Source organism: Paraburkholderia largidicola (genome assembly GCF_013426895.1).
Taxonomy (GTDB): domain Bacteria; phylum Pseudomonadota; class Gammaproteobacteria; order Burkholderiales; family Burkholderiaceae; genus Paraburkholderia; species Paraburkholderia largidicola.
The window spans coordinates 3,206,676-3,231,508 of the sequence record NZ_AP023174.1 but is presented as its reverse complement, the minus strand read 5'-3'; the positions used below and the strand labels follow the sequence as shown (position 1 = coordinate 3,231,508).

The 24,833-nt window shown below is 63.6% G+C and carries 21 protein-coding genes and 1 pseudogene; 14 read left to right on the top strand and 8 right to left on the bottom strand.

What is annotated here, in order from left to right; all coding sequences use genetic code 11:
* Positions 1 to 25: 25 nt before the first annotated feature.
* The 10 genes and pseudogenes from murD (at position 26) to lpxC (ending at position 11,536) form a co-directional block, all read left to right on the top strand.
* Positions 26 to 1,540: a UDP-N-acetylmuramoyl-L-alanine--D-glutamate ligase gene (murD, locus tag PPGU16_RS14305; RefSeq protein ID WP_180720549.1), complete on the top strand. Its 1,515-nt coding sequence runs from the start codon at positions 26 to 28 to the stop codon at positions 1,538 to 1,540.
* Positions 1,537 to 2,802, top strand: a pseudogene (ftsW, locus tag PPGU16_RS14300) (putative lipid II flippase FtsW); the annotation flags it as partial. The gene murD and the pseudogene ftsW, both read left to right, overlap by 4 nt.
* 1 nt (position 2,803) lies before the next feature.
* A complete protein-coding gene (murG, locus tag PPGU16_RS14295; protein ID WP_180720548.1) occupies positions 2,804 to 3,922 on the top strand; it encodes an undecaprenyldiphospho-muramoylpentapeptide beta-N-acetylglucosaminyltransferase in 1,119 nt (372 codons plus the stop codon).
* Positions 3,919 to 5,313 carry a UDP-N-acetylmuramate--L-alanine ligase gene (gene murC / locus PPGU16_RS14290; protein WP_180720547.1) on the top strand — a complete coding sequence of 465 codons (1,395 nt, stop codon included), beginning with the start codon at positions 3,919 to 3,921 and terminating at the stop codon, positions 5,311 to 5,313. Before murG ends, murC begins: the two co-directional genes overlap by 4 nt.
* Positions 5,310 to 6,251: a D-alanine--D-alanine ligase gene (locus tag PPGU16_RS14285; RefSeq protein WP_180720546.1), complete on the top strand. Its 942-nt coding sequence runs from the start codon at positions 5,310 to 5,312 to the stop codon at positions 6,249 to 6,251. The genes murC and PPGU16_RS14285 overlap by 4 nt, the downstream gene beginning before the upstream one ends.
* Before the next feature lie 18 nt (positions 6,252 to 6,269).
* On the top strand, positions 6,270 to 7,022 hold the full coding sequence (locus PPGU16_RS14280) for a cell division protein FtsQ/DivIB (RefSeq protein ID WP_180720545.1): 753 nt from the start codon (positions 6,270 to 6,272) through the stop codon (positions 7,020 to 7,022).
* A gap of 27 nt (positions 7,023 to 7,049) precedes the next feature.
* Positions 7,050 to 8,282 carry a cell division protein FtsA gene (ftsA, locus tag PPGU16_RS14275; protein WP_007747080.1) on the top strand — a complete coding sequence of 411 codons (1,233 nt, stop codon included), beginning with the start codon at positions 7,050 to 7,052 and terminating at the stop codon, positions 8,280 to 8,282.
* Between the two features lie 123 nt (positions 8,283 to 8,405).
* The gene (ftsZ, locus tag PPGU16_RS14270) at positions 8,406 to 9,599 is read left to right on the top strand and encodes a cell division protein FtsZ (RefSeq protein ID WP_007747082.1); all 1,194 of its coding nucleotides are present in this window, start codon (positions 8,406 to 8,408) and stop codon (positions 9,597 to 9,599) included.
* A 239-nt stretch (positions 9,600 to 9,838) separates the two neighbouring features.
* Positions 9,839 to 10,348, top strand: a complete 510-nt coding sequence (locus PPGU16_RS14265) for a peroxiredoxin (protein ID WP_180720544.1) — start codon at positions 9,839 to 9,841, stop codon at positions 10,346 to 10,348.
* Positions 10,349 to 10,618: 270 nt separating this feature from the next.
* Complete coding sequence (lpxC, locus tag PPGU16_RS14260; RefSeq protein WP_180720543.1) at positions 10,619 to 11,536, top strand: UDP-3-O-acyl-N-acetylglucosamine deacetylase; 918 nt, start codon at positions 10,619 to 10,621, stop codon at positions 11,534 to 11,536.
* 91 nt (positions 11,537 to 11,627) lie between these two features.
* Here the strand turns inward: lpxC and PPGU16_RS14255 are convergent, their stop codons facing one another.
* Positions 11,628 to 12,131 carry a DciA family protein gene (locus tag PPGU16_RS14255; protein WP_180720542.1) on the bottom strand — a complete coding sequence of 168 codons (504 nt, stop codon included), beginning with the start codon at positions 12,129 to 12,131 and terminating at the stop codon, positions 11,628 to 11,630.
* A gap of 309 nt (positions 12,132 to 12,440) precedes the next feature.
* Here PPGU16_RS14255 and secA point away from each other — a divergent pair, with 309 nt between their 5' ends.
* From secA to PPGU16_RS14235, 4 genes are all read left to right on the top strand, one after another.
* Entirely contained in the window at positions 12,441 to 15,254 is a 2,814-nt protein-coding gene (gene secA / locus PPGU16_RS14250; protein WP_180720541.1) for a preprotein translocase subunit SecA, read from the top strand.
* A 149-nt stretch (positions 15,255 to 15,403) separates the two neighbouring features.
* Positions 15,404 to 16,645 (top strand): bifunctional glutamate N-acetyltransferase/amino-acid acetyltransferase ArgJ, encoded by a 1,242-nt coding sequence (gene argJ, locus PPGU16_RS14245; RefSeq protein WP_180720540.1) that lies wholly within the window; start codon positions 15,404 to 15,406, stop codon positions 16,643 to 16,645.
* Between the two features lie 17 nt (positions 16,646 to 16,662).
* Positions 16,663 to 17,532: an ATP-binding protein gene (locus PPGU16_RS14240; RefSeq protein ID WP_054929039.1), complete on the top strand. Its 870-nt coding sequence runs from the start codon at positions 16,663 to 16,665 to the stop codon at positions 17,530 to 17,532.
* The gene (locus PPGU16_RS14235) at positions 17,529 to 17,963 is read left to right on the top strand and encodes an NUDIX domain-containing protein (protein ID WP_180720539.1); all 435 of its coding nucleotides are present in this window, start codon (positions 17,529 to 17,531) and stop codon (positions 17,961 to 17,963) included. Before PPGU16_RS14240 ends, PPGU16_RS14235 begins: the two co-directional genes overlap by 4 nt.
* Before the next feature lie 66 nt (positions 17,964 to 18,029).
* Here the strand turns inward: PPGU16_RS14235 and PPGU16_RS14230 are convergent, their stop codons facing one another.
* From PPGU16_RS14230 to PPGU16_RS14200, 7 genes are all read right to left on the bottom strand, one after another.
* Complete coding sequence (locus PPGU16_RS14230; RefSeq protein WP_180720538.1) at positions 18,030 to 18,224, bottom strand: DNA gyrase inhibitor YacG; 195 nt, start codon at positions 18,222 to 18,224, stop codon at positions 18,030 to 18,032.
* 59 nt (positions 18,225 to 18,283) lie between these two features.
* Positions 18,284 to 19,039: a cell division protein ZapD gene (gene zapD, locus PPGU16_RS14225; RefSeq protein WP_007747120.1), complete on the bottom strand. Its 756-nt coding sequence runs from the start codon at positions 19,037 to 19,039 to the stop codon at positions 18,284 to 18,286.
* Between the two features lie 198 nt (positions 19,040 to 19,237).
* Positions 19,238 to 19,840 (bottom strand): dephospho-CoA kinase, encoded by a 603-nt coding sequence (coaE, locus tag PPGU16_RS14220; protein ID WP_180720537.1) that lies wholly within the window; start codon positions 19,838 to 19,840, stop codon positions 19,238 to 19,240.
* Between the two features lie 3 nt (positions 19,841 to 19,843).
* A complete protein-coding gene (locus PPGU16_RS14215; protein WP_180720536.1) occupies positions 19,844 to 20,773 on the bottom strand; it encodes a prepilin peptidase in 930 nt (309 codons plus the stop codon).
* Positions 20,774 to 20,804: 31 nt separating this feature from the next.
* Positions 20,805 to 22,028 (bottom strand): type II secretion system F family protein, encoded by a 1,224-nt coding sequence (locus PPGU16_RS14210; protein WP_180720535.1) that lies wholly within the window; start codon positions 22,026 to 22,028, stop codon positions 20,805 to 20,807.
* Positions 22,025 to 23,278 (bottom strand): GspE/PulE family protein, encoded by a 1,254-nt coding sequence (locus PPGU16_RS14205; RefSeq protein WP_180720534.1) that lies wholly within the window; start codon positions 23,276 to 23,278, stop codon positions 22,025 to 22,027. Before PPGU16_RS14205 ends, PPGU16_RS14210 begins: the two co-directional genes overlap by 4 nt.
* A gap of 106 nt (positions 23,279 to 23,384) precedes the next feature.
* Positions 23,385 to 24,689 (bottom strand): HlyC/CorC family transporter, encoded by a 1,305-nt coding sequence (locus PPGU16_RS14200; RefSeq protein ID WP_180720533.1) that lies wholly within the window; start codon positions 24,687 to 24,689, stop codon positions 23,385 to 23,387.
* Positions 24,690 to 24,833: the final 144 nt, after the last annotated feature.

Genomic DNA, 24,833 nt, shown 5'->3' with positions numbered 1-24,833 from the left:
AGTCGTACACAAGGGGAAGCAGTCGATGTTTGGCGAGAAGTTTCGGGATCGGCAGAAGCCGATGGTGCTCGTGCTGGGGCTCGGTGAATCGGGCCTCGCGATGGCGCGCTGGTGCGCGCGGCATGGTTGCCGCCTGCGCATTGCCGACACGCGCGAAGTGCCGCCGAATCTGTCCGCGCTCGAAGGGCACGGCATCGACGGTGATTTCGTCGGCGGGCCGTTTTCCGAGGTGCTGCTGGAAGGCGTCGAGCTGGTTGCGATCAGCCCGGGTCTGTCGCCGCTCGCCGCCGATCTCGTGCCGCTGATCGCCGCCGCGCGCGAACGCGATATCCCCGTGTGGGGCGAACTGGAATTTTTCGCGCAGGCATTGCGCACGCTCGGCGAAAGCGGCTACGCGCCGAAGATCATCGCGATCACGGGCACGAACGGCAAGACCACCACGACGAGTCTGACGGGCCTGTTGTGCGAGCGCGCGGGCAAGAAGGTCGCCGTCGCGGGCAACATCAGTCCAGCTGCGCTCGACAAGCTCACGGAAGCGATCGACAACACCGCGCTGCCCGACGTCTGGGTGCTCGAACTGTCGAGCTTCCAGCTGGAAACCGCGCACACCTTCGAGCCGGACGCCGCCGTGATCCTGAACATCACGCAGGATCACCTCGACTGGCATGGCGGCCTCGATGCGTACGCCGCGGCGAAGGGCAAGATTTTCGGCAAGAACACGGTTCGCGTGTTGAATCGCGACGATGCGCGCGTGATGGCGCTCGCGTCGTCGGCGCAGGGCGGTACGCAGGTGGTGACGTTCGGGGTCGGCGAACCGACGCGCGACGGCGACCTCGGCTTGATGCGCGAAAGCGGCATGATCTGGCTCGTCGATGCGCACGACCGCGACGCGACCGACGAACCCACGCCCACTCGTCGTCGCAAGAGCGAATCCACGACGCCGCCGAACATCGGCCTCAAGCGCTTGATGCCCGCTGACGCGCTGCGTATCCGCGGCTTGCACAACGCAACGAACGCGTTGGCCGCGTTCGCCCTCGCGCGTGCCATCGGTCTGCCGGGCGCGCCGCTGTTGCACGGCTTGCGCGAGTATCGCGGCGAGCCGCATCGCGTTGAACTGATTGCATCGATCGACGGTGTGGATTTTGTCGACGACAGCAAGGGCACCAATGTCGGCGCGACGGTCGCAGCGCTCGACGGTCTCGCGCAACGCGTCGTGCTGATCGCGGGCGGCGACGGCAAGGGTCAGGAATTCGATCCGCTCGCCGAGCCGGTGATGCGCTGGTGCCGCGCGGTGATGCTGATCGGCCGCGATGCGCCGCAGATTCGCGCAGCGCTCGCGCATACGGGCATCGCAATGACCGATCACGCGACGCTCGAAGAAGCGACGCGCGCAGCCAGCGCCGTCGCGCAGCCGGGCGACGCCGTGTTGCTGTCGCCCGCGTGCGCCAGCTTCGACATGTTCAAGGGATACGCGCACCGCGCCGCAGTGTTCAAAAGCGCGGTCGAAGACATCGCTGCCGAACGGGGGACGATGATATGAGCTGGACGGAACGCTTCGGATCGCAACTCGGCAAGCAGCGCGGCTCCGCTGGCGGCGCAACAACGGCCGAACGCACCTCGCGCACGGGTGGGCTGTCGAGCGCCGTCAACGGCGTGCGTCCGCTGCGCTCGCGGATGCTCGACTACGATCACTCGCTGCTGTGGGTCGTGGTCGCGCTGCTGGGTCTCGGCATCGTGATGGTGTACTCGGCGTCGATCACGATGCCGGACTCGCCGAAGTACGCGGCGTATCACGACTATGCATTCCTCGTGCGCCAGCTCCTCTTTGTCGTGATGGGATCGGTGGCGGGCGTGATCGCGTTCCGCGTCCCCATTTCCACGTGGGACAAGTACGCACCGAAGCTCTTCCTGATCGCGCTCGTCGCGCTCGTGATCGTGCTGATTCCGCACGTCGGCAAGGGCGTGAACGGCGCGCGCCGCTGGATTCCCCTCGGCATCACGAACATGCAGCCGTCGGAAATCATGAAGCTCGCCGTGACGATCTACGCGGCGAACTACACGGTGCGCAAGCAGGAATACATGCACAGCTTCGCCAAGGGCTTCCTGCCGATGGGTTTCGCCGTCGGCGTGGTCGGCATGCTGCTGCTGCTCGAGCCGGACATGGGCGCGTTCATGGTGATCGCGGCGATCGCGATGGGCGTGCTGTTCCTGGGCGGCGTGAACGGGAAGATTTTCGGCGGACTGGTGGCGACGGCTGTCGGTACATTTACGTTGCTCGTGTGGGCGTCGCCGTGGCGCCGCGAGCGGATCTTCGCGTACCTCGATCCGTGGGACGACCGCTATGCACAGGGCAAGGCTTATCAATTGACGCACTCGCTGATCGCGTTCGGTCGCGGCGAATGGTTCGGCGTGGGCCTCGGCGGCAGTGTCGAGAAGCTCAACTATCTGCCCGAAGCGCACACCGACTTCATTCTCGCCGTGATCGGCGAGGAACTCGGGTTCGTTGGCGTGCTCGTCGTGATCCTGATGTTCTACTGGATCGTGCGCCGTTCGTTCGAGATCGGCCGTCAGGCGCTCGCGCTCGACCGCACCTTCGCGGGTCTGGTCGCGAAGGGCGTCGGCATCTGGTTCGGCGCGCAGACCTTCATCAACATGGGCGTGAATCTCGGCCTGCTGCCGACCAAAGGTCTCACGCTGCCGCTCGTCAGCTATGGCGGCTCGGGCATTTTGCTGAACTGCGTCGCGGTTGCGGTGCTGATGCGGGTGGATTACGAAAACCGTGTGTTGATGCGCGGGGCAAGGTATGACGATGCAACAACGCACGCTGATGGTGATGGCAGGCGGGACCGGGGGACACGTGTTCCCGGGCCTCGCCGTCGCGCACCTGATGCAGGCGTGGGGCTGGCGCGTCGTGTGGCTCGGCAATCCTGCCGGCATGGAAGCGACGCTCGTCCCGAAACACGGTATTCCGATGGAGTACGTGAAGTTCGGCGGCCTGCGCGGCAAGGGTACGAAGACCAAGCTGATGCTGCCTGTGAATCTGCTGCGCGCGTGCATGCAGAGTCTCTCGGTGCTGCGTCGGGTGAAGCCCGATGTCGTGCTCGGCATGGGCGGCTACATCACGTTCCCGGCTGGCGTGATGACGGCACTGAGCGGCACGCCGCTCGTGCTGCACGAACAGAATTCGATCGCCGGTCTCGCGAACAAGGTGCTCGCGAAGCTCGCCAGGCGGGTGCTCGTCGCGTTTCCGGATGCATTGCCGAACGCGGAATGGACAGGTAATCCAATTCGTGAGGAACTTGCGCGCACGCCAGCACCCAAAGCACGCTACGCGGCGCGTAGTGGTCCGCTGAATGTGCTGGTCGTCGGCGGCAGCCTGGGCGCGGCAGCATTGAACGAAGTCGTGCCGCGTGCGCTTGCGAAGCTGGCACCGCAAGAGCGTCCGCGCATGGTGCATCAGGCGGGCGCGAAACATATCGACGCATTGCGCGCGAACTACGAAGCAGCCGGCATCGCGACGGGCGACGACGTGCAACTCGTGCCCTTCATCGACGACATGACGAGCGCCTACGCGAACGCCGATCTGGTGATCTGCCGTTCGGGCGCGATGACGGTCGCCGAGATCGCGGCGGTGGGCGTGGCGGCGTTCTTCGTGCCGTTCCCGTACGCCGTCGACGATCACCAGACAACTAACGCAGCGTTTCTCGCCGACCACGGCGCGGCGCTGCTCGTGCAACAACGCGACCTGTCGGTGGATAACCTCGCCGACTGGTTGCGCAGTCAGACGCGGGCGTCGCTCGCGGACATGGCGGAGCGTTCGCGCTCGCTCGCGAAACCCGATGCCACCGAACAGGTCGCGCAGATCTGCGCAACGGTGGCAGGCGTGACACCGAGCCTGAGCCCGGAAGGAAAGCAGCAATGAAACATATCGTCAAACACATTCACTTCGTCGGGATCGGCGGCGCGGGCATGAGCGGCATCGCCGAAGTGCTCGTCAATCTCGGCTATCAGGTGAGCGGTTCGGACCTGTCGCGCAACGCCGTGACGGAGCGCCTCGCCGCGCTCGGCGCGCGCATCGCGATTGGTCACGACGCGGAGAACATCGAAGGCGCGAATGCCGTCGTCGTATCGACGGCGGTGCGCAGCGACAACCCGGAAGTGCTGGCCGCGCGTCATCGCCGCATTCCCATCGTGCCGCGCGCAGTGATGCTCGCGGAACTGATGCGCCTGAAGCAGGGCATCGCGATCGCCGGCACGCATGGCAAGACGACCACCACGTCGCTGGTGGCGAGCGTGCTCGCGGCAGGCGGTCTCGATCCGACTTTCGTGATCGGTGGACGTCTGATCAGCGCGGGCGCGAATGCGCGCCTCGGCACGGGCGATTTCATCGTCGCCGAAGCGGACGAATCGGATGCGTCGTTCCTGAACCTGTTCCCGGTGATCGAAGTCATTACGAACATCGACGCCGATCACATGGACACCTACGGCCACGACTTTGCGCGGCTCAAGCAGGCGTTCATTGAATTTACGCACCGTCTGCCGTTCTACGGTATTGCCGTGCTGTGCGTCGACGATCCGAATGTGAAGGAGATCCTGCCGTTCGTGTCGAAACCGATCATCCGCTATGGCTTTGCGTCTGACGCGCAGGTGCGCGCGGTTAATGTCGAAGCGCGCGAAGGCAAGATGCATTTCACGGCGATGCGCGAAGACGCGGCGCCTATCGACATCGTTTTGAATCTGCCTGGCCTGCACAACGTGCAGAACGCGTTGGCCGCAATTGCAATTGCGACTGAACTTGAAGTGAAAGATGCCGATATCCAGCGAGCGCTCGCGGATTTCAACGGCGTCGGCCGGCGTTTCCAGCGCTACGGCGAAGTGAGCGTGACGGGCGGCGGCGCCTACACGCTCGTCGACGACTACGGCCATCACCCTGTCGAAATGGCCGCGACGATTGCGGCGGCGCGTGGCGCATTCCCCGACAAGCGCCTCGTGCTCGCATTCCAGCCGCACCGCTTCACGCGCACGCGCGATTGCTTCGAAGATTTCGTGAAGGTGCTGTCGACGGTCGATGCACTCGTGCTGACTGAAGTCTACGCAGCGGGCGAAGCGCCCATCGTCGCAGCGGACGGCCGTGCGCTCACGCGTTCGATCCGCGTGGCGGGCAAGGTCGAGCCGGTGTTTGTCGAAACAGTAGATGAAGTGCCGGACGCGCTCGGTGCAATCGTGCGCGACGGCGATGTGGTGATCACGATGGGCGCAGGTTCGATCGGCAGCGTGCCGGGTCGGCTTGCAGGAAACGAAGGTGTGAAATGAGCGGTATCGATCCCAAATCTTTTGGCAAGGTCGCGGTTCTTCTCGGCGGTGTGTCCGCCGAACGCGAAGTGTCGCTGAACTCCGGCCGTCTCGTGCTGCAAGGGCTGCGCGATGCGGGTGTCGACGCGCATCCGTTCGATCCGTCCGAGCGTCCGCTTGCGGCATTGAAAGACGAAGGCTTTGTGCGCGCGTTCAACGCGCTGCATGGCGGCTACGGTGAGAACGGTCAGATTCAGGGTGCGCTGGACTTTTACGGCATCCGCTATACGGGCAGCGGCGTGCTCGGCTCGGCGCTCGGTCTCGACAAGTTCCGCACGAAGCTCGTGTGGCAGCAACTGGGCGTGCCGACGCCGCCGTTCGAAGCAGTGCTGCGCGGCGACGACTACGCCACGCGTGCGAAGGACATCGTCGCGAAGCTCGGCTTGCCGCTGTTCGTGAAGCCGGCCAGCGAAGGTTCGAGCGTCGCTGTCATCAAGGTGAAGACGGCTGACGCACTCGTGCCCGCGCTTGAAGAAGCGGTGAAGTTCGACAAGATCGTCGTGGTCGAGAAGAGCATCGAAGGCGGCGGCGAGTACACGGCGTGCATCGCGGGCGATCTCGATCTGCCCATCATCCGCATCGTGCCCGCCGGCGAGTTCTACGACTATCACGCGAAGTACATCGCCAACGACACGCAGTACCTGATTCCGTGCGGCATTGCCGCTGAAGAAGAGCAGCGCCTGAAGAAGATCGCACGTCAGGCGTTCGACGTGCTCGGCTGCACCGATTGGGGCCGCGCGGACTTCATGCTGGACGGCGAAGGCAATCCGTATTTCCTGGAAGTGAACACGGCGCCCGGCATGACCGATCACTCGCTGCCGCCGAAGGCTGCGCGTGCTGTCGGCATCAGCTACCAGGAACTGGTGGTGAAGGTGCTTGCATTGACGCTCAAGGACTAAGAGGATCGCGCCCGGATCATGTGGAACAACGTTCGCCAGCTCAATCTCGCCGCCAACGCATTGCATGCGTTGTTGCTGCTCGTGCTGCTGGCGGCGGGCGCGTACTGGCTGATCCAGCGCCCGAACTTCACGCTGCGCGAGATCCGCATCGACGGCGACACCGAGCACATCAACTCGCCGACGGTGCGTGCGGGCGTGGTCGGCCGGTTGAAGGGCAACTTCTTCACCGTCGATCTCGACACGGCGCGCCAGGCGTTCGAGCAGATGCCGTGGGTGCGTCATGCAAGCGTGCGCCGCGTGTGGCCGAATGCGCTCGCGGTGACGCTCGAAGAGTACAAGCCGCTCGGCACGTGGGGCACGGATCAACTGGTGAGCACCGACGGAGAGGTGTTCACCGCGAACCAGGGCGAACTCGAAGAAGAACTGCCCGCGTTCGATGGTCCGGAAGGGTCGGCGAAGGAAGTCGTCGCGCGTTATCAGGACTTCAGGAAGTGGTTCGCGCCCGTTGGCGCAACGCCGGATGAAGTGACGCTGTCGCCGCGTTTTGCGTGGACGGTGAAGCTGTCGAACGGCATGCAGGTCGAAATTGGACGCGAGCGTAATCAGGACACGCTCTACGACCGCTGCAAGCGGCTCACCGCGGCATGGGGCGCGGTGACGCAACGTTGGGGGAAGGACATCGAATATGCGGACTTGCGTTATCCGAACGGTTTCGCCATTCGTGCAGCAGGCATGCGCTTCATTACGGAACCCGACAAGGGCAAGAAGTAACAGGACATCACACGCAATGAGCACGCTATGAGTAAAGACTATAAAGATCTGCTGGTAGCCCTCGACATCGGCACGGCGAAAGTGGTCGCCATCGTCGCCGAGCTGAAGGGCGAAGGTCATTACGAGGTGATCGGACTCGGCCAGAGCGAATCGAAGGGGCTCAAGAAAGGCGTCGTGGTGAACATCGAGGCCACGGTGCAGTCTATTCAGCGAGCGCTCGAAGAAGCCGAGCTGATGGCCGACTGCAAGATCACGAACGTGTTCACCGGGATCGCTGGCAGCCATATCCGCAGCTTCAATTCGAGCGGGATGGTCGCGATCAAGGAAAAGGAAGTGACGCAGACGGACGTCGCGCGTGTGATCGAGACGGCCAAGGCGATCAACATTCCGACCGATCAGCAGGTGCTGCACATCCTGACGCAGGAATTCATCATCGACGGTCAGGAAGATGTGCGCGAGCCGATCGGCATGAGCGGCATCCGCCTCGAAGTGAAGGTGCACATCGTGACGGGCGCGGTGAGCGCGGCGCAGAACATCGTCAAGTGCGTGCGCCGCTGCGGGCTCGAAGTGAACGATCTGATCCTGCAGCCGCTGGCGTCGTCGCTCGCGGTGCTGACGGAAGACGAGAAGGAACTGGGCGTGGTGCTGGTCGATATCGGCGGCGGCACGACGGACATCGCGATCTTCAGCGAAGGCGCGATCCGCCATACGGCTGTGATTCCGATCGCCGGCGACCAGATCACCAGCGATATCGCGATGGCGCTTCGCACGCCGACGCCGGATGCCGAAGACATCAAGGTCAGCTACGGCATCGCGAAGCAGGCGCTCGCCGATCCGGACGAGATGATCGAAGTGCCGGGCCTGGGTGAGCGCGGTCCGCGCACGCTGTCGCGCCAGGCACTCGCGGCCGTGATCGAGCCGCGCGTCGAAGAACTGTTTTCGCTCGTGCAGCAGGTCGTGCGCGAGTCGGGTTACGAAGAACTGCTCAGTTCGGGCGTCGTGCTGACGGGCGGCGCGTCCATGATGCCAGGCATGGTCGAACTGGGTGAGGACATTTTCCTGAAGCCGGTGCGTATCGGCGTGCCGGAATATGCAGGCGGTCTCGCGGACGTGGTGCGCAATCCGCGTTATTCGACGGCGATGGGTTTGCTCGTCGAAGGACGTTCGCAGCGCATGCGCGGCCGCAAGGTCGCGGTGCAGTCGGGATCGATGGGTCAGGTGTTCACGAGGATGAAGGACTGGTTCCTCGGCAATTTCTAAAAGAATTCGAAGTAAAAGGGAAATTCGCGCCGGTGACGGCGGCCGGCGCGCGACAGGAGGTTGCCCGATCTCCTGCCGAATAACGGCCGAGGAAGTGGTTCTTTTTTTCTTGACGGAGGCAACATGGAATTCCAGATGCTGGAAACGGAAACCAACGGCACCATCATCAAGGTGGTGGGCGTCGGTGGTGCGGGCGGCAATGCAGTCACGCACATGATCAATCGCGGCGTGCAAGGCGTCGACTTCATCGTGATGAACACGGACGCTCAGGCGCTGTCGCGCTCGCGCGCGCCGAACGTCATCCAGTTGGGCAACACGGGTCTGGGCGCAGGCGCAAAGCCGGAAATGGGCCGCTCGGCAGCAGAAGAAGCACGTGAGCGCATCGCGGACGCACTGCGTGGCGCGCACATGGTGTTCATCACGGCAGGCATGGGCGGCGGCACGGGCACGGGCGCAGCACCCGTGGTCGCGCAGATCGCCAAGGAAATGGGCATTCTGACGGTTGGTGTCGTCAGCAAGCCTTTCGAGTTCGAAGGCGGCAAGCGCATGCGCGTCGCTGAAGCCGGTTCGCAGCAACTGGAGGATCACGTCGACTCGCTGATCGTCGTCCTGAACGACAAGCTGTTCGAGGTGATGGGCGATGACGCCGAGATGGACAAGTGCTTCCAGTGCGCTGACGACGTGCTCAACAACGCAGTTGCCGGTATCGCGGAAATCATCAACGTCGATGGTCTGGTGAACGTCGACTTCGAAGACGTGAAGACGGTGATGGGCGAGCAGGGCAAGGCGATGATGGGCACGGCGACGGTAGCCGGTGTCGATCGCGCGCGTCTCGCGGCGGAACAGGCCGTTGCCAGCCCGCTGCTGGAAGGCGTCGATCTGTCGGGCGCGCGTGGCGTGCTGGTGAACATCACGTCGAGCCGTTCGCTGCGTCTGTCGGAAACGCGCGAAGTGATGAACACGATTAAGAGCTATGCTGCCGATGACGCGACCGTGATTTTCGGCGCGGTGTACGACGACGCAATGGGCGATGCGCTGCGCGTGACGGTGGTGGCGACGGGTCTGGGCCGCGCTGCGAAGAAGCAGCAATCGGCACCGATGACGCTGCTGCGCACGGGCACGGACAACCAGCCGGTGGGCGCAATGCAACATGCGTACACGCCGCATCACGCAGCGACGGCGGACTACGGTTCGCTGGATACGCCGGCAGTGTGGCGCACCTCGCGTGATACGGCTGCTTCGCACGTGCAGGCGCTGCAGGAAAAGGGCGTCGACACGTACGACATCCCGGCCTTCCTGCGCAAGCAGGCGGACTGAGGTTCACGCAGGAGCGGGCTTTCTGCGGCGTAATCTTGCTTGTGTGCTGATTACGCGCGGCAGAACTGCACGAGCGTGGCGGGTGGAACGGCAAAAAGGCTGCGTTGGGTTGCCCGCGCAGCATGGACAAGTGCCCTCTTCGCGGTTGTGAAGCGGATCGGGTCACTGTCGCCGGATGAATACTCCACTGCGGCACGAGAGCGTGCGAGCGTGCTCTGCATCGATGCGAAGGAACGAGCATGATTCAGTTAGGTGAAAAGCTTCCCCAGGCGACCGTTTACGAGTTGATCGAAGACGAACGCGAGGGCTGCACGATCGGGCCGAACAGCTTCGACGTGCGCGAACAGACGGCGGGCAAGCGCGTGGTGATCTTCGGGTTGCCGGGCGCGTTCACGCCCACCTGTTCGGCGAAGCACGTGCCAGGCTATGTCGAGCAGGCAGAAAAGTTGCGTACTGCTGGTATCGACGAGATCTGGTGCGTATCCGTCAACGACGCGTTCGTGATGGGCGCGTGGGCACGCGATCAGCGCACCTCGGGCAAGGTGCGGATGATGGCGGACGGCAGCGCGGCTTTCACCCGAGCCCTCGGTCTGGAGCAGGATTTGTCGGCGCGCGGCATGGGAATCCGTTCCCAGCGCTACGCGATGGTGGTCGACGACGGCGTGGTCAAGACGCTGCACGTCGAGGCACCCGGCAAGTTCGAAGTGAGCGATGCGGCCAGCATTCTCGCGACGTTGAGCCAGGCATGACGCGGCCTTGAAGCTTCGTCGCAGCCGCGCAGAGTGACTTGTTGCGCTGCGGCAACGCTTTTCGTGACGCTGTTGTGACAGGCCGTAACGCGGGCCGATGACCGGAAACGCCTCCGTTCCGGGCATCGGCCCGTCACGCTTCCCGATTAGGTAACGTAGAGAAACAGATTGAAACGCCAGCGCAACGACGCTCCGGAAACGATTGGAGTATAATTCGTGCTATGAATTAAAAAATCCTGATTGGGATTTTCAATCGAATAGAAGACCACCATGTTGAAGCAGCGCACTATCAAACAAATCGTCAAGACGGTTGGCATCGGCCTGCATTCGGGCCGGAAAGTCGACCTGACGCTCCGCCCGGCGGCGCCGGACACGGGTATCGTGTTTTGCCGCGTGGATTTGCCCACGCCGGTGGACATTCCCGCGTCCGCAATGGCGATTGGCGATACGCGGCTCGCATCGGTGCTGCAGAAAGACGGTGCGCGTGTGTCGACGGTCGAGCACTTGATGTCCGCCTGTGCGGGCCTCGGGATCGACAATCTTTACGTCGACGTCACCGCTGAAGAAATTCCCATCATGGACGGCAGCGCGGCGTCCTTCGTGTTCCTGATCCAGTCGGCGGGCATCGAAGAGCAGAACGCGGCGAAGAAGTTCATCAAGGTCACCAAGCCGGTCGAAATCCGCGACGGCGACAAGTTTGCGCGTCTCGACCCGTACTTCGGTTTCAAGCTGAAGTTCACGATCGACTTCCGCCATCCGGCCGTCGACAAGACGGGCCAGGCGCTCGAAGTGGACTTCGCGAACACGTCGTATGTGCGTGAAATCGCACGTGCCCGTACGTTTGGCTTTGCGCATGAAGTCGAAATGATGCGCGAGCTGGGCCTGGCGCGCGGCGGCAGCATGGACAACGCGATCGTGCTGGACGAGTACCGCATTCTGAACAACGACGGTCTGCGCTACGACGACGAGTTCGTGAAGCACAAGATGCTGGACGCGATCGGCGATCTGTACGTGGTCGGTCACCCGCTGCTCGCGGCGTATGACGCGTACAAGTCGGGCCACGGTTTGAACAACGCACTGCTGCGCGAACTGCTGGCGCACGAAGACGCGTACGAGATCGTCACGTTCGACGATCCGCAGAAGGCGCCGCGCGGTTTCGCGTACGACACGCAAACGGCGTTCGCCTGAGGCCAGTCTGTCGCCCCGGTGACAACCGGGGCCAAAACGAAAAAGCGACCTGAACGGTCGCTTTTTTCTTTTCAGCGCGTGATGCACGCACTCACTTCCGATGACGAGCCGCCATGCGGGCCAGCGCTTCCTGCAACGGCGACGGTTCCAGCGATTCGCTCAGTTCATGCAGCGCGTCCGCACCCGCACGCGACATGCGCGCCTGCTTGACGCGCGGCGGCTCTTTCACGGATTGCGGACGCACGCGAATCTTCAGCGCATTGACGGGCCAGCCGCGCTGCTGCAAATCCGACAGCAGACGCGGCTCCAGATGCCGCAGCCGGGCGGCGAGCGCATTGTGGGCGGCAAACAGCGCCAGCACGCCGTCCTTGATAAAGCCGGGCTCGACGCTGGTCGCCAGATAGTCGGGCAGCAACTCCGTGAGATCGCGCTCCAGCGCGGCAACCTGCTCGACGCCCGCACGCAGCGCGGCGAATGCGTCGGTGCGGTTCAGGACCTCGACCACCGCCTGCGGCCGGCGCACGCTGAACGACTTCGAGCCCAGCTTCGGGCCGGGCTTGAGCGACTGCCTTGAAAACGGTGAGAAACGGCTCATCTGGGATTCTGGTAGCAGCCCGCGCGTCGCGCGGGCTCGATGCCGGAATTGTACCGTGCGGCACTGGCGCGCAACTTCCCCTCGCAACATGTGAGACGGCCCCATTCGCAGTGCTCGCGCCCTGGTCGGATGGCCAACCATCTTGCCGCTGACACAGGCGTACGCGGGGGCGCGTGCTAAAATCCGTGATTCGAATTTACTCTTGGACCTAAGCCGCCGAGGCCCCTCCGTCAACGAGTTGCAACAAGGTGAAAGGGTGTAAAAACCGGCCTTGCAACCCCGCCGAAGCCGCGACGCAACCACGATCCGATGACCACCGGTTTTCTACAAAAGATTTTTGGCAGCCGCAACCAGCGGCTCGTCAAGCAATATCAAAAGACCGTCACGGCGATCAATGCGCTCGAACCGCAGATCGAGCAATTGACGGATGATCAACTGCGCGCGAAAACCACGGAATTCCGGCAACGCGTGAGCAGCGGCGAGTCGCTCGACAAGCTGCTGCCCGAGGCGTTCGCGGTCTGTCGCGAGGCGAGCAAGCGCGTGCTGAAGATGCGGCACTTCGACGTGCAGCTGATCGGCGGCATGGTCCTGCACTACGGCAAGATCGCGGAAATGCGCACCGGCGAAGGCAAGACGCTCGTCGCCACGCTGCCCGTGTATCTGAACGCGCTCTCGGGCCGCGGCGTGCACGTGGTCACGGTGAACGACTACCTCGCCCAGCGCGACGCCGAGTGGATGGCGCGTCTCTACAACTTCCTCGGTCTGTCGGTGGGTATCAACCTGTCGCAGATGGACCACGGCATGAAGCAGGAAGCGTACGCCGCGGACATCACGTACGGCACGAACAACGAGTTCGGCTTCGACTACCTGCGCGACAACATGGTCTACGAGACCGATGCGCGCGTGCAGCGGGCGCTGAATTTCGCGGTCGTCGACGAAGTGGACTCGATCCTGATCGACGAAGCGCGTACGCCGCTGATCATCTCCGGCCAGGCCGAAGATCACACCGAACTCTACGTGCGCATGAACGCGCTGCCGCCGCTGCTCGAGCGCCAGATCGGCGAGGAGAAGGCAGACGGCACCGGCGTGGAAAAGCCGGGCGACTACACGCTGGACGAAAAGGCGCGCCAGGTGTTCCTGACGGAGTCGGGCCACGAAAAGGCCGAGCGTCTGCTCGCCGAGTGGGGCCTGATCGGCGAGGGCGAAAGCCTCTACGCGCCGCAGAACATCACGCTGATGCACCACGTGTACGCCGCGCTGCGCGCGCACACGCTGTTCTACAAAGACCAGCACTACGTCGTGCAGAACGGCGAAGTGGTGATCGTCGACGAATTCACGGGCCGTCTGATGGCGGGCCGGCGCTGGTCGGATGGCCTGCATCAGGCCGTCGAAGCGAAGGAACACGTGAAGATCCAGAGCGAGAACCAGACGCTCGCCTCGATCACGTTCCAGAACTACTTCCGCATGTACGCGAAGCTGTCCGGCATGACGGGTACGGCCGACACCGAAGCGTACGAATTCAACGAGATCTACGGCCTCGAAACGGTTGTGATCCCGACCAACCGCCCGCCGAAGCGGATCGACAAGCAGGACCAGATCTACAAGACGGCAATGGAGCGCTACAACGCCGTCATTCGCGACATCCGCGACTGCTACGAGCGTGGCCAGCCGGTACTGGTCGGCACGACGTCGATCGAAAATTCCGAAGTGCTGTCGCAACTGCTCAACAAGGCCGGTTTGCCGCACGAAGTGCTGAACGCGAAGCAGCACGCGCGTGAAGCGGCGATCGTCGCGGAAGCGGGCCGTCCGAAGCGCGTCACGATCGCCACCAACATGGCCGGTCGCGGTACCGACATCGTGCTGGGCGGCAATGCCGAAAAGCAGGCAGCGTTTATCGAAGCCGATCTGTCGATCCCCGAAGACGAAAAGGCGGCCCGCATCCAGAAGCTGCACGACGAGTGGCAAACGCTGCACGATCAGGTGAAGGCCGCGGGCGGTCTGCACATCATCGGCACCGAGCGTCACGAATCGCGCCGTATCGACAATCAGCTGCGCGGCCGTGCGGGCCGTCAAGGCGATCCGGGCTCGTCGCGTTTCTATCTGTCGCTGGAAGATCCGCTGCTGCGTATTTTCGCGGGCGACCGCGTGCGCGCCATCATGGACCGCCTGAAGATGCCGGAAGGCGAGGCGATCGAGGCAGGCATCGTCACGCGTTCAATCGAATCGGCGCAGCGCAAGGTCGAAGCGCGCAACTTCGATATCCGTAAGCAGCTGCTCGAATACGACGACGTGTCGAACGATCAGCGCAAGGTGATCTACCAGCAGCGCAACGAACTGCTCGAAGCGCACGACATCACCGAAACGATCGGCGCGATGCGTCACGGCGTGATTAGCGACATCGTCCATCAGTTCGTGCCGGCGGGCAGCATCGAAGAACAATGGGACGTGCCTGAACTCGAAGAAGTGCTGCGCAACGACTGGCAGCTCGACCTCGCCATTCAGGAGATGATCAACGAATCGCAGTCGATCAACGCCGACGAGATTCTCGAGGCCGTGACCGCGGCAGCCGACGAGGCTTACGAGTCGAAGGTCGAGCAGGTGGGCCGCGAGTCGTTCAGCGCGTTCGAGCGCTCGGTCATGCTGCAGACGCTGGACCGCAGCTGGCGCGAACACCTCGCCGCGCTCGATCACCTGCGCCAGGGCATCCATCTGCGCGGCTATGCGCAGAAGAACCCGAAGCAGGAGTACAAGCGCGAAGCGTTCGAACTGTTTGCAGCGATGCTCGACTCGGTGAAGCTGGAAGTCACGCGCATCGTCATGAACGTGCAGATCCAGTCGCCGGAACAGCTGGAGCAGGCCGCCGAGCAAATGGAAGAGCAGGGCAGCCATCTGGTCGACAACGTCGAGTTCCGTCACGCCGATTACGCGGAAGCAGGCGCAGCCGTCGCGGCGGCGCCCGTCGCGGCGAGCGCGGCAGCGTCGATGATCGGCGATGCGATGGCGCATGGCCAGGGCGTCGCGGCGCCGCTGTCGGGCGACGGCGTGCCGAAAGTCGGACGCAACGATCCCTGCCCGTGCGGCAGCGGCAAGAAGTACAAGCAGTGCCACGGCAAGATCGCGTGACACACGAAGGCGGCGCGCACCATGCGCGCCGCGTCGTTTGAAGCGTGCATTGCTGGTGATTTCGCGGTGGCGCAGGTCCATCTGGCGCCATCACCTTTGATCCCCAATGCCGGCGCACGCCGGCATTTCAGTCTCGACAGGTCGCAAACATGGCTGTCAATTTCCCCTCGATCGATCCCGCAAAACTCCATCCCGTCGCCGGCGTCACGCTAGGCTGGGCCGAGGCGAATATCCGCAAGCCGAACCGCAAGGACGTGCTCGTCATTTCCGTCGACGAAGGCGCGACGGTCGCGGGCGTGTTCACGTTGAACCGCTTCTGCGCAGCGGCTGTGACGGTGTGCCGCGAGCATCTCGAGAAGGTACGCGCGGGCGGCAAGGGCATTCGCGCGCTGGTCGTGAATACGGGCAATGCGAACGCGGGCACGGGCGAGCCGGGCATGGTGGCCGCGCGCGAAACGTGCGACGAACTCGCGCGCCTTGCGGGTATCGAGCCGCAGCAGGTGCTGCCGTTCTCGACGGGTGTGATTCTGGAGCCGCTGCCTGTCGACCGTCTGAAGGCAGGCTTGCCCGCTGCGCTGGCGAACCGTCAGGCTGCGCACTGGTACGACGCTGCGCAAGCCATCATGACCACCGACACGCTGCCGAAAGCCGTGTCGCGCCAGGTCAAGATCGACGGCCACACGGTGACGATGACGGGCATCAGCAAGGGCGCAGGCATGATCAAACCGAACATGGCGACCATGCTCGGCTTCCTCGCATTCGACGCGAACGTCGCGCAGCCGGTGCTCGACGAACTGGTCAAGCAGGTCGCGGACCGCTCGTTCAACTGCGTCACGATCGACGGCGATACGTCGACCAATGACTCGTTCATCCTGATCGCATCGGGCAAGTCGAGCCTGCCCGCGATCACGTCGACGGATTCGCCCGCCTATGCGGCGCTGCGCGATGCCGTGACGGAAACGGCGCAGACGCTCTCGCAACTGATCGTGCGCGACGGCGAGGGCGCGACGAAGTTCATGACGGTGCAGGTCGAAGGCGGATCGAGTGTCGCCGAGTGCCGCCAGATTGCTTACGCGATCGGCCATTCACCGCTCGTGAAGACGGCGTTTTACGCATCGGACCCGAACCTCGGCCGCATTCTGGCGGCGATCGGCTATGCGGGCGTGACGGACCTCGACGTGGGCAAGATCGACCTGTATCTCGACGATGTGCTCGTCGCGAAAGCGGGCGGACGCAACCCGGAGTACAAGGAAGAAGACGGGCAGCGCGTGATGAAGAAGGCGGAGATCCTGATTCGCGTCGTGTTGGGCCGTGGCGACGCGCAAGCGACGATCTGGACGTGCGACCTGTCGCATGATTACGTGAGTATCAACGCCGATTACCGTTCCTGATTCGCGCCTATCACGACATGGATAAACTCGAACAATTCCTGACCCGCGCCGAAGCCGTGCTGGTGCGCCTCGAAGCGATGCTTCCGCCGGCTGCGCCGCAAATCGACTGGTCCGCGGCTGTTGCATTCCGCTGGCGCAAGCGCCAGGGGCGCGGCTACCTGCAGCCGGTTCCCGCCATCTCGCTGATTTCGCTGGACGATCTGCAGAACATCGATCGACAGAAAAACCTGATCGAGCAGAACACGAAGCAGTTCGTCAGCAAGCAGCCCGCCAACAACGTGCTGCTCACGGGCGCACGCGGTACGGGCAAGTCGTCGCTGATCAAGGCGTGCCTGAACGCGTATTCGAAGGACGGTCTGCGTCTGATCGAAGTCGACAAGGACGATCTGCACGATCTGGGCGATATCGTCGATCTGATTTCGGCGCGGCCCGAGCGCTTCATCGTGTTCTGCGACGATCTGTCTTTCGAAGAGGGCGAGTCGGGCTACAAGGCGCTGAAGGTAGCGCTCGATGGATCGGTTGCCGCGCAGTCGGACAACGTGCTGATCTATGCGACGTCGAACCGCCGCCATCTGCTGCCCGAGTACATGAGCGACAACGAGACGTACAAGCACACGTCCGATGGCGAAATTCATCCGGGCGAAGTGGTCGAAGAAAAGATCTCGCTGTCCGAGCGCTTTGGCCTGTGGGTCAGTTTCTACCCGTTCAAGCAGGACGACTATCTGTCGATCGTCGCGCACTGGCTGCATCACTTCGGCTGCAACGATGCCGACGTCGAAGCGGCGCGCGGCGATGCGCTGATCTGGGCGCTGGAGCGCGGCTCGCGCTCGGGTCGCGTCGCGTGGCAGTTCGCGCGCGACTGGTCCGGCAAGCGGGCGCAAGCATGAGCGACGCAGCACACGGCAACGCGGGCGAGTTGAACGAAGCTGGCCGTCCCGTCACGGAAGTGGCCGTCGGCGTGCTCGTGCAGCCCGATGGCCGCTATCTGCTGGCGCAACGCCCCACCGGAAAACCATACGAAGGCTATTGGGAATTTCCGGGCGGCAAGCTGGAGCCGGGTGAAACGGTCGAAGCGGCGCTTGCGCGCGAGCTGCACGAAGAACTCGGCATCGACGTGCAGGCGAGCCACCGCTGGCATGTGCTCGAGCACGACTATCCGCACGCCTACGTTCGTCTCTATTTCTGCAAGGTGACGGCGTGGGACGGCGAGCCGCATGGGCGCGAGGGTCAGGCGTTCGCGTGGCAGACGCTGCCGGCTCAGGTGTCGCCGCTCTTGCCCGCGACGATTCCCGTGCTGGAGTGGCTGGCGGCGGAGTGAGCTGAAGGCGGGAGCGCACTTGTGCGGCTTCCGCCTCGCTGTGGATGACGACGCGTGTTGTGCCTGTCAGTGCGAGCGGTGCTCGCCGGGCGCGTCGTCGGTTGGCGGTTCTTCGTCGGTGCCGCCGATCTTGTATTTCTCGGCAGCCCACGCGCCGAGATCGATCTGCTTGCAGCGCTCGGAACAGAAGGGACGGAAGCGGTTCTCGGGAGTCCAGCGGACATCTCTACCGCAGCTTGGGCATTTGACTACAGTGACCATTCGATCAAACGTTCAATCGCAAACAATGAAGCCAGCTAAGTGAGGCCGTTTGCGTCGGTTTAAAGACTGCAGAGCGTCAACTGGAACGGCACGTCGACATCGACCGCGCGCGGACGCAGATCGCCATCCTGCACCGTGAAGCGCACCCACAACATGTACTTGTTGGCACTGGCCTCCGGAATCACCCGCAATTCCGGTGCCACGCGCACCTGCATCAGCTGATACGTGCGACCCGACAGCATTTGCTGGTAACTGCCCTGCATGGCCATCACTTTCGAAGCCTGTCCCGATTCGCGCGCGAGCCGCAGCACGATGGCGGCCGCGTCGCGTAGCGGCAGAAGCGGCATGACCCACTTGGCGATGTCCTGGCGACGCTGGTCGGGATGCGTCTGCTGCCACGCGTAGTACGACGGAAGATCGAACTTGCAGGTGCCACCCGGAATGATGGCGCGGCTGCGGATGCTCGCGAGCCACTCGTTGTCAGCAAGATGCTGGCCAGTCTTGCCTTGCATTTGCGTCAGCCCGGCGAGCGTCTGTTCGATTTCGCCGAGGACGGCTTCGAGCGCGTTCTGCTCGATACCGGGATTGCCACGAAACGGAGCGAGCGTTTGACGCTGCCGCTCCAGTTCCTTCATCAAATCGGACTTCAGATCCGCGCGGCCCGCGACTTCGGAGATTTCGAACAGCGTAGTCAGCGCGACGTGATGTTCCCTGGCATCTTCCTGAGTCAGAAAGAACGTGAAGCGCTCGAACAGATCTTCGAGGCGCAGCAGCGTCCGGATTCGCTCATTGAAGGGATACTCGTAAAGGATCAAGCGGGCTCGCCTCGGGCGTGGTGGTCGGTGACGGAATTGCAGGACATTCTAATGCCGTGAGACTACCCTAGCAATCACACACTTTTTTGGCGAGCTTCTGTCAATTTTTGCGCACTATTACGCGCATTCGTTGCGTGTAGATGCCGTTCCCGACAACATGCGCGCACGCTACAGACAATGAAGAGAATCGCTCACGGCTTAGGCCCCCGCGAGCGAAACATACGTGCGATGAAGCTGATCGACATCAACCTCGAGTTCGTCGAGCGACCGGTTGTCGTTGACGATCACGTCGTCGGCGGCGGCAAGGCGCGCTTCGCGCGTGGCCTGGCGCGCAATGATCGCGAGTACCTGCTCGCGAGTAAAAGCGTTGCGACGCATGACGCGAGCGATCTGGGTTTCGACACTGCAATCGACGGCCAGCACGCGATTCACACGCGTTTTCCAGCTACCCGACTCGACGAGCAGCGGCACGACGACGATCACATAAGGCCCCGGCGCCTGTTGACGCTGACGCTCGGTCTCTGCGCGGATCAAAGGATGGGTGATGGCTTCGAGCCGCTTGCGCGCGTTCTCGTCGCTGAAAACGAGCGCGCGCATACGGGCGCGATCGAGCGAGCCGTCTTCGGCGACGAACGATGGGCCGAACTCCGTTGCAATGGACGGCATGGCGAGACCCTGCGGCGCGGTGATGCGATGCGCGATCACGTCAGTATCGACGAGCGTCACGCCGCGTTTTGCGAACAGATCGGCGACCGTGGACTTGCCGCTGCCGATGCCGCCTGTCAATCCAACAGCAAACATGCGTCAGCCTCCCAAAGCCATGTAAAGCGGCGTGCCGACGAACAGCGTCACGGCACCGCCCGCCGCGAGGAACGGACCGAAGGGCAGCGGCTCCTCGAAGCGCATGCGGCCGATCCACGTCGCGACCAGGCCGACGACGGCGCCCGTCACGGCAGCGATCAGGATGATCTGCGGCAGCGCAGCCCAACCGAGCCACGCACCGAGCGCGGCGAGTAGTTTGAAGTCGCCATAACCCATGCCTTCGACGCCGCGCACGATCTTGAACACCCAATGCACGCACCACAGCGCGAGGTAGCCTGCGATCGCGCCGATCACGGCATCGTGCAGGCTCGCGAACACGGTATTGAAATTGACGATGAGGCCGGCCCACAGCAACGGCAAGGTCATCGAGTCCGGCAACAGGTGCGTGTCGATATCGATCGCGCTCATTGCCAGCAGTGTCGCGCATAGAGCGAACGCAGCGAGCGCCGTGCCCGTTGCGCCGAACGAGATGAGCGCGCCCAGGGCCAGCGCTGCGCTCGACAGTTCGAGCAGCGGATAACGAAAGCTCACGTGCGTCTTGCAGTGCGAGCACCGGCCGCGCAACAGCAGATAGCTAAGCACCGGGACGTTCTCCCACGCGCGCAGCACGTGGCCGCAATGTGGGCATGCGCTGCGCGGCAACCAGAGGTTGTAGCGCACGGGCAGGCCGTCGTCATCGAATGCATGGTCCGTCGCTTCGCTCACTTCGGCGCGCCACGCGCGTTCGAGCATGATGGGCAAGCGGTGCACGACGACGTTCAGGAAGCTGCCGATCACCAGGCCGAATGCAATCACGAATGCGATCTGCGCGCCCGCCGGCAGCGTGCCGAAGGCCGCGCCGAGACTGTCCGCGAAACGGGCGAGCGGGCCGCTGAAGGAAGGTTCTGACACGGACGTGAGCGTGGTCGGCATGATCGATTGTCTGGATTCGGCTGCGATGCTACTACACCACGTTGCCAAGTTGGATGATGGGAAGATACATCGCGACGACGAGACCGCCGACCAGCCCGCCCAGCACGACGATCACGAGCGGCTCGCACAGGCTCGCGAGGCCCGCGATCTTTTCGTCTACCTGACGATCGCTCAACGACGCCACGTCCAGCAGCATCGTATCCAGCGTGCCCGACTCTTCGGCGATCGCGACGGGCTGCACGATTTCTTCGGGGAAACATTGTGCTTCGCGCATCGCGGGCGCGAGCCGCACGCCGCGTCTGAGTTGCGCTGAGATCGCGACGGTCGCGCGATCGAACCAGGCGTTGCCCGTTGCGTGCGTGAGCGAATCGAATGCGTCGGCGAGCGGCGTGCCTGCCGACAGCAACGTGCCGAGCGCGCGGCTCCAGCGCGCCGCGCACAACGTAGTGAGCAGCGCACCGGCGACGGGCAGGCGCAGCGTCATACGGGCGAATTGCAGCCGAGCGGCTTCCGAGCGCCGCAGCACGCGACGCATTGCGAACATGAGCACGCATGCTAACGATGCGAGCGGCACGCTCCAGCGTCCCGCCGCGGCGGACATCGCGAGTACGAACTGCGTCGGTGCGGGCAGTTTCGCGCCGAAGCCGTCGAAGATCTGCTTGAACGTCGGGACGACCCACACCAGCAGAGCGGCTGTGATCGCGAGCGCGAGCAGCAGGATCGCGACGGGATAGGTGAGCGCGGCGTGGGCTTTGGCGCGCTGGGCGGCGGCGCGCTCACGGTCGTCGGCGAGCCGCGCGAGGACGGTCGGCAGCGCGCCCGAGGCCTCGCCGACCTCGACTAGCTGGCAGTACAGCGCGCCGAACTGCGCCGGGCGACGGGCGAGCGCCGACGAAAAGCCCAAGCCCGCAGTGATGTCACGCGCCAGGGCGTGCACGATGCGCGACATGCCTTTGGTTCGCGCGTTGTCTTTTGCTGTGGCATGCGCCAACAGTTCGAGCGATGGCGCAAGCGGCAAGCCTGCGCGTAGCAGACTCGATAACTGGCGCGTGAACAACGTGATGTCGGCGGCGCGTACTTTCGGTTGCGGCGCTGTGCCGCGCGCTGTCCATTCGACCGCATAGAGCGCGTCCTGTTTCAACGACGCGCGCGCCGTCGAGAGGTCCGGCGCGATCACCGTTCCCCGCCGGCGTATGCCTTGCGCGTCGAACGCGCGCCACTCGAAGCGTTGTTCCTGCATGGCAGCGGCCGTCATGCAACCTCCGTTGCGCTCAATGCTTCGGCGAGGCTCGTCGTGCCGTCGAAAGCGCGGGCCAGCGCCGCTTCGCGCAAGGTCTGCACGTGCTCGATGTGTGCCTGTCGCGCAATCTCATGCGTCCCGGCACGCGCGACGATGAGTTCACGCATTGCGTCCGAAACCGGCATGGTCTGGTGAATGCCGACGCGTCCGCGAAAGCCGATTCCATGACACGCCTGGCATCCCTGTGGAACGTAGGGGCGCCAGTCCGTGACCTGATCGTCGGGTACGCCGGCCGCGCGTAGCGAAGCGAACGTTTCCGAAGACGCACGTCGGCATGCAGGGCACAGACGCCGCACCAGCCGCTGCGCCGTGACGAGTCGCAGCGCGGCCGCGAGGTTGTAGGGCTCGACGCCGATGTCGATCAGACGCGCGATGGCGGCGGGCGCGTCGTTCGTGTGCAGCGTCGACAGGACCAGGTGTCCTGTTTGCGCTGCCTTGACGGCGACGTCGGCAGTCTCTTCGTCGCGGATTTCTCCGACCATGATGACGTCCGGGTCCTGGCGCAGGAACGCGCGCAGCGCGACGGCAAACGTCAAACCGGCCTTTTCGCGCACGCTGACCTGGTTGATGCCCGCAAGCTGGATCTCGGCGGGATCTTCGACCGAACAGAGATTGCGCGACTCGGCATTCAGCAGTTGCAGGAAGCAGTACAGCGACATCGTCTTGCCGCTGCCTGTCGGGCCCGTGACGAGCACGAGCCCATGCGGCGCGCGGATCGACCGGTCCACGATGTCGCGCTGCCCGGGCGCGAGGCCGAGAGAATCGAGCGAGAGATCGGCCGGCAGTGCTTCGAGCCGCCGAAGTACGAGCTTTTCGCCGAACAGCGTAGGCAACGAGTTCACGCGATAGTCTTCGACGCGCCCCGCCGCGATTGGCAGGCGCAAGCGGCCGTCCTGCGGCACGCGCCGCTCCGCGATATCCATGCGCGCCAGCACTTTCACGCGTGTGATGAACGCGTCGCGCAGATGCGCGGGCGGCCGCACGAGTTCGTGCAACACGCCGTCGACGCGCAGACGCATCCGCCAGCCGTGTTCCATCGGTTCGATGTGCAGATCGGAGGCGTTCAGGCGCGCTGCTTCCTGCAGCGTATCGGCGAGCAGGCGCACGGCGGGCGGGCTGTCCGCGTCAGGTGTGGCGGTTGGAAGCGCCGGCCGGGTCGTGGCGACGTGGGGCGCGGGTGCTGCGGTCAGAGAAGAAGTGCGCATCGAAAACCGGCTGCGAGCCGCCTGTAGAACATGACGGCTTCATCATCCGGTAACGCGCATCGGGCGGCTATTCAGCCGAATGGCCAGGTGCGAACCAGGTGCGCGATCAGCGGCCAACAAGCCGCTTGATCTTCGATCCCGGCGCAGGGCCGGGGCGAAAAATCTTAACCGTTCTGATTGCCTGATCGTCGCTGCGCATGACTTCGATTTTGATGTCGTTAATCTTTACGCAGACATCACCTTCAGGAATCTCTTCGAGAACTTCCAGGATCAATCCGTTCAGCGTTTTCGGGCCGTCCGTCGGTAACTTCAGTTGCAGCCAGCGGTTCAACTCGCGCAACGGCATGCTGCCCGCGACGATGCATTCGCCTTCCTCGTTCCAGCCGCCGCGCGAACTGGCGCTACGCGGCACGGACGTCGTGAATTCACCGATCAGTTCCTCGATGATGTCCTCGGGCGTCACGAGGCCCTGCAGTTCGCCGTACTCATCGACGACGAGTGCGATGCGGTGGCGGCTTTCCTGGAAGTATTGAAGCTGCTGGAAGACGGGTGTGCCCGTCGGCACGAAGTACGGCTCGGCGAGCAGTTCGCGCAGCGTCTCGCGCTCCAGTTCCTGGTTATGCAGGGCGGCCAGCGTCTTGCGCACGTGGAGCACGCCGAGCACGCGGTCGAAATCGCCCTGATAGACGACCAGCTTGTTGTGATAGCAGGTCTCGAGTTGATGCAGGATCTGCTCGAATGGCGCGTCGAAATCGAGGGCTTCGATACGGCGGCGCGGGATCATCACGTCGTCGACGGTAATGTTTTCGAGGTCGAACAGGTTGAGCAGAATGCTGCGGTGCTTGGTCGGCATGAAACTGCCGGACTCGAGCACGATAGTGCGCAGTTCCTCTGTCGACAGCCGCTGGTCGTGCGCGCCTTTGGTGTTGATATGCAGCACGCGCAGGATGCTGTTCGCGAAGAGGTTCACGAACCAGATCAGCGGTTTCGACACGCGCATGAGCGGCGCGATCAGCAGACTGGCGGGAAGCGCGATCTTTTCCGGGAACGTCGCGCCGACAATTTTCGGCGTGATTTCGGCGAACACGATGATGAGAAACGCGACGATACCCGTCGCGATCGACAGCACGACGTTGTTGCTGCCGAATGTGTGCAACGCGATCGACGTGGTCAGCACGGGGATGATCGTGTTGAACAGGTTGTTGCCGATCAGGACGGCGCTCAACAGCTCATCGGTGCGCGCGAGCAGGCCTTGGGTGGTCTTCGCGCCGAGCGCGCCCTTGGTCGCGAGATGTTTCAGGCGATGGCGGTTGATCGCCATCATCGCTGTCTCGGTAATGGAAAAGAAACTGGAGCAGATGAGAAGCAGGACGACGGCGCCTATTTGCGCCCATAAGGGAAGTTGTTCCACGCGACGTGAATAAGAGAAGGGGAGGGATGGGGAGAATATAGCAGAGGGGCCGGGAGCCCTCAGTGGGCGGACGGGCAGCTTGAAAACGCGTGCGTCCTTTCGACGCGCGGCAGCACGCGATTGCCTCTTGTCCGTACGACAGAC

Coding starts and splice junctions, on each gene's coding strand:
- murD (WP_180720549.1), top strand. CDS start 26: ATGTTTGGCGAGAAGTTTCGGGATCGGCAGAAGCCGATGGTGCTCGTG.
- murG (WP_180720548.1), top strand. CDS start 2,804: ATGACGATGCAACAACGCACGCTGATGGTGATGGCAGGCGGGACCGGG.
- murC (WP_180720547.1), top strand. CDS start 3,919: ATGAAACATATCGTCAAACACATTCACTTCGTCGGGATCGGCGGCGCG.
- PPGU16_RS14285 (WP_180720546.1), top strand. CDS start 5,310: ATGAGCGGTATCGATCCCAAATCTTTTGGCAAGGTCGCGGTTCTTCTC.
- PPGU16_RS14280 (WP_180720545.1), top strand. CDS start 6,270: ATGTGGAACAACGTTCGCCAGCTCAATCTCGCCGCCAACGCATTGCAT.
- ftsA (WP_007747080.1), top strand. CDS start 7,050: ATGAGTAAAGACTATAAAGATCTGCTGGTAGCCCTCGACATCGGCACG.
- ftsZ (WP_007747082.1), top strand. CDS start 8,406: ATGGAATTCCAGATGCTGGAAACGGAAACCAACGGCACCATCATCAAG.
- PPGU16_RS14265 (WP_180720544.1), top strand. CDS start 9,839: ATGATTCAGTTAGGTGAAAAGCTTCCCCAGGCGACCGTTTACGAGTTG.
- lpxC (WP_180720543.1), top strand. CDS start 10,619: ATGTTGAAGCAGCGCACTATCAAACAAATCGTCAAGACGGTTGGCATC.
- PPGU16_RS14255 (WP_180720542.1), bottom strand. CDS start 12,131: ATGAGCCGTTTCTCACCGTTTTCAAGGCAGTCGCTCAAGCCCGGCCCG.
- secA (WP_180720541.1), top strand. CDS start 12,441: ATGACCACCGGTTTTCTACAAAAGATTTTTGGCAGCCGCAACCAGCGG.
- argJ (WP_180720540.1), top strand. CDS start 15,404: ATGGCTGTCAATTTCCCCTCGATCGATCCCGCAAAACTCCATCCCGTC.
- PPGU16_RS14240 (WP_054929039.1), top strand. CDS start 16,663: ATGGATAAACTCGAACAATTCCTGACCCGCGCCGAAGCCGTGCTGGTG.
- PPGU16_RS14235 (WP_180720539.1), top strand. CDS start 17,529: ATGAGCGACGCAGCACACGGCAACGCGGGCGAGTTGAACGAAGCTGGC.
- PPGU16_RS14230 (WP_180720538.1), bottom strand. CDS start 18,224: ATGGTCACTGTAGTCAAATGCCCAAGCTGCGGTAGAGATGTCCGCTGG.
- coaE (WP_180720537.1), bottom strand. CDS start 19,840: ATGTTTGCTGTTGGATTGACAGGCGGCATCGGCAGCGGCAAGTCCACG.
- PPGU16_RS14215 (WP_180720536.1), bottom strand. CDS start 20,773: ATGCCGACCACGCTCACGTCCGTGTCAGAACCTTCCTTCAGCGGCCCG.
- PPGU16_RS14210 (WP_180720535.1), bottom strand. CDS start 22,028: ATGACGGCCGCTGCCATGCAGGAACAACGCTTCGAGTGGCGCGCGTTC.
- PPGU16_RS14205 (WP_180720534.1), bottom strand. CDS start 23,278: ATGCGCACTTCTTCTCTGACCGCAGCACCCGCGCCCCACGTCGCCACG.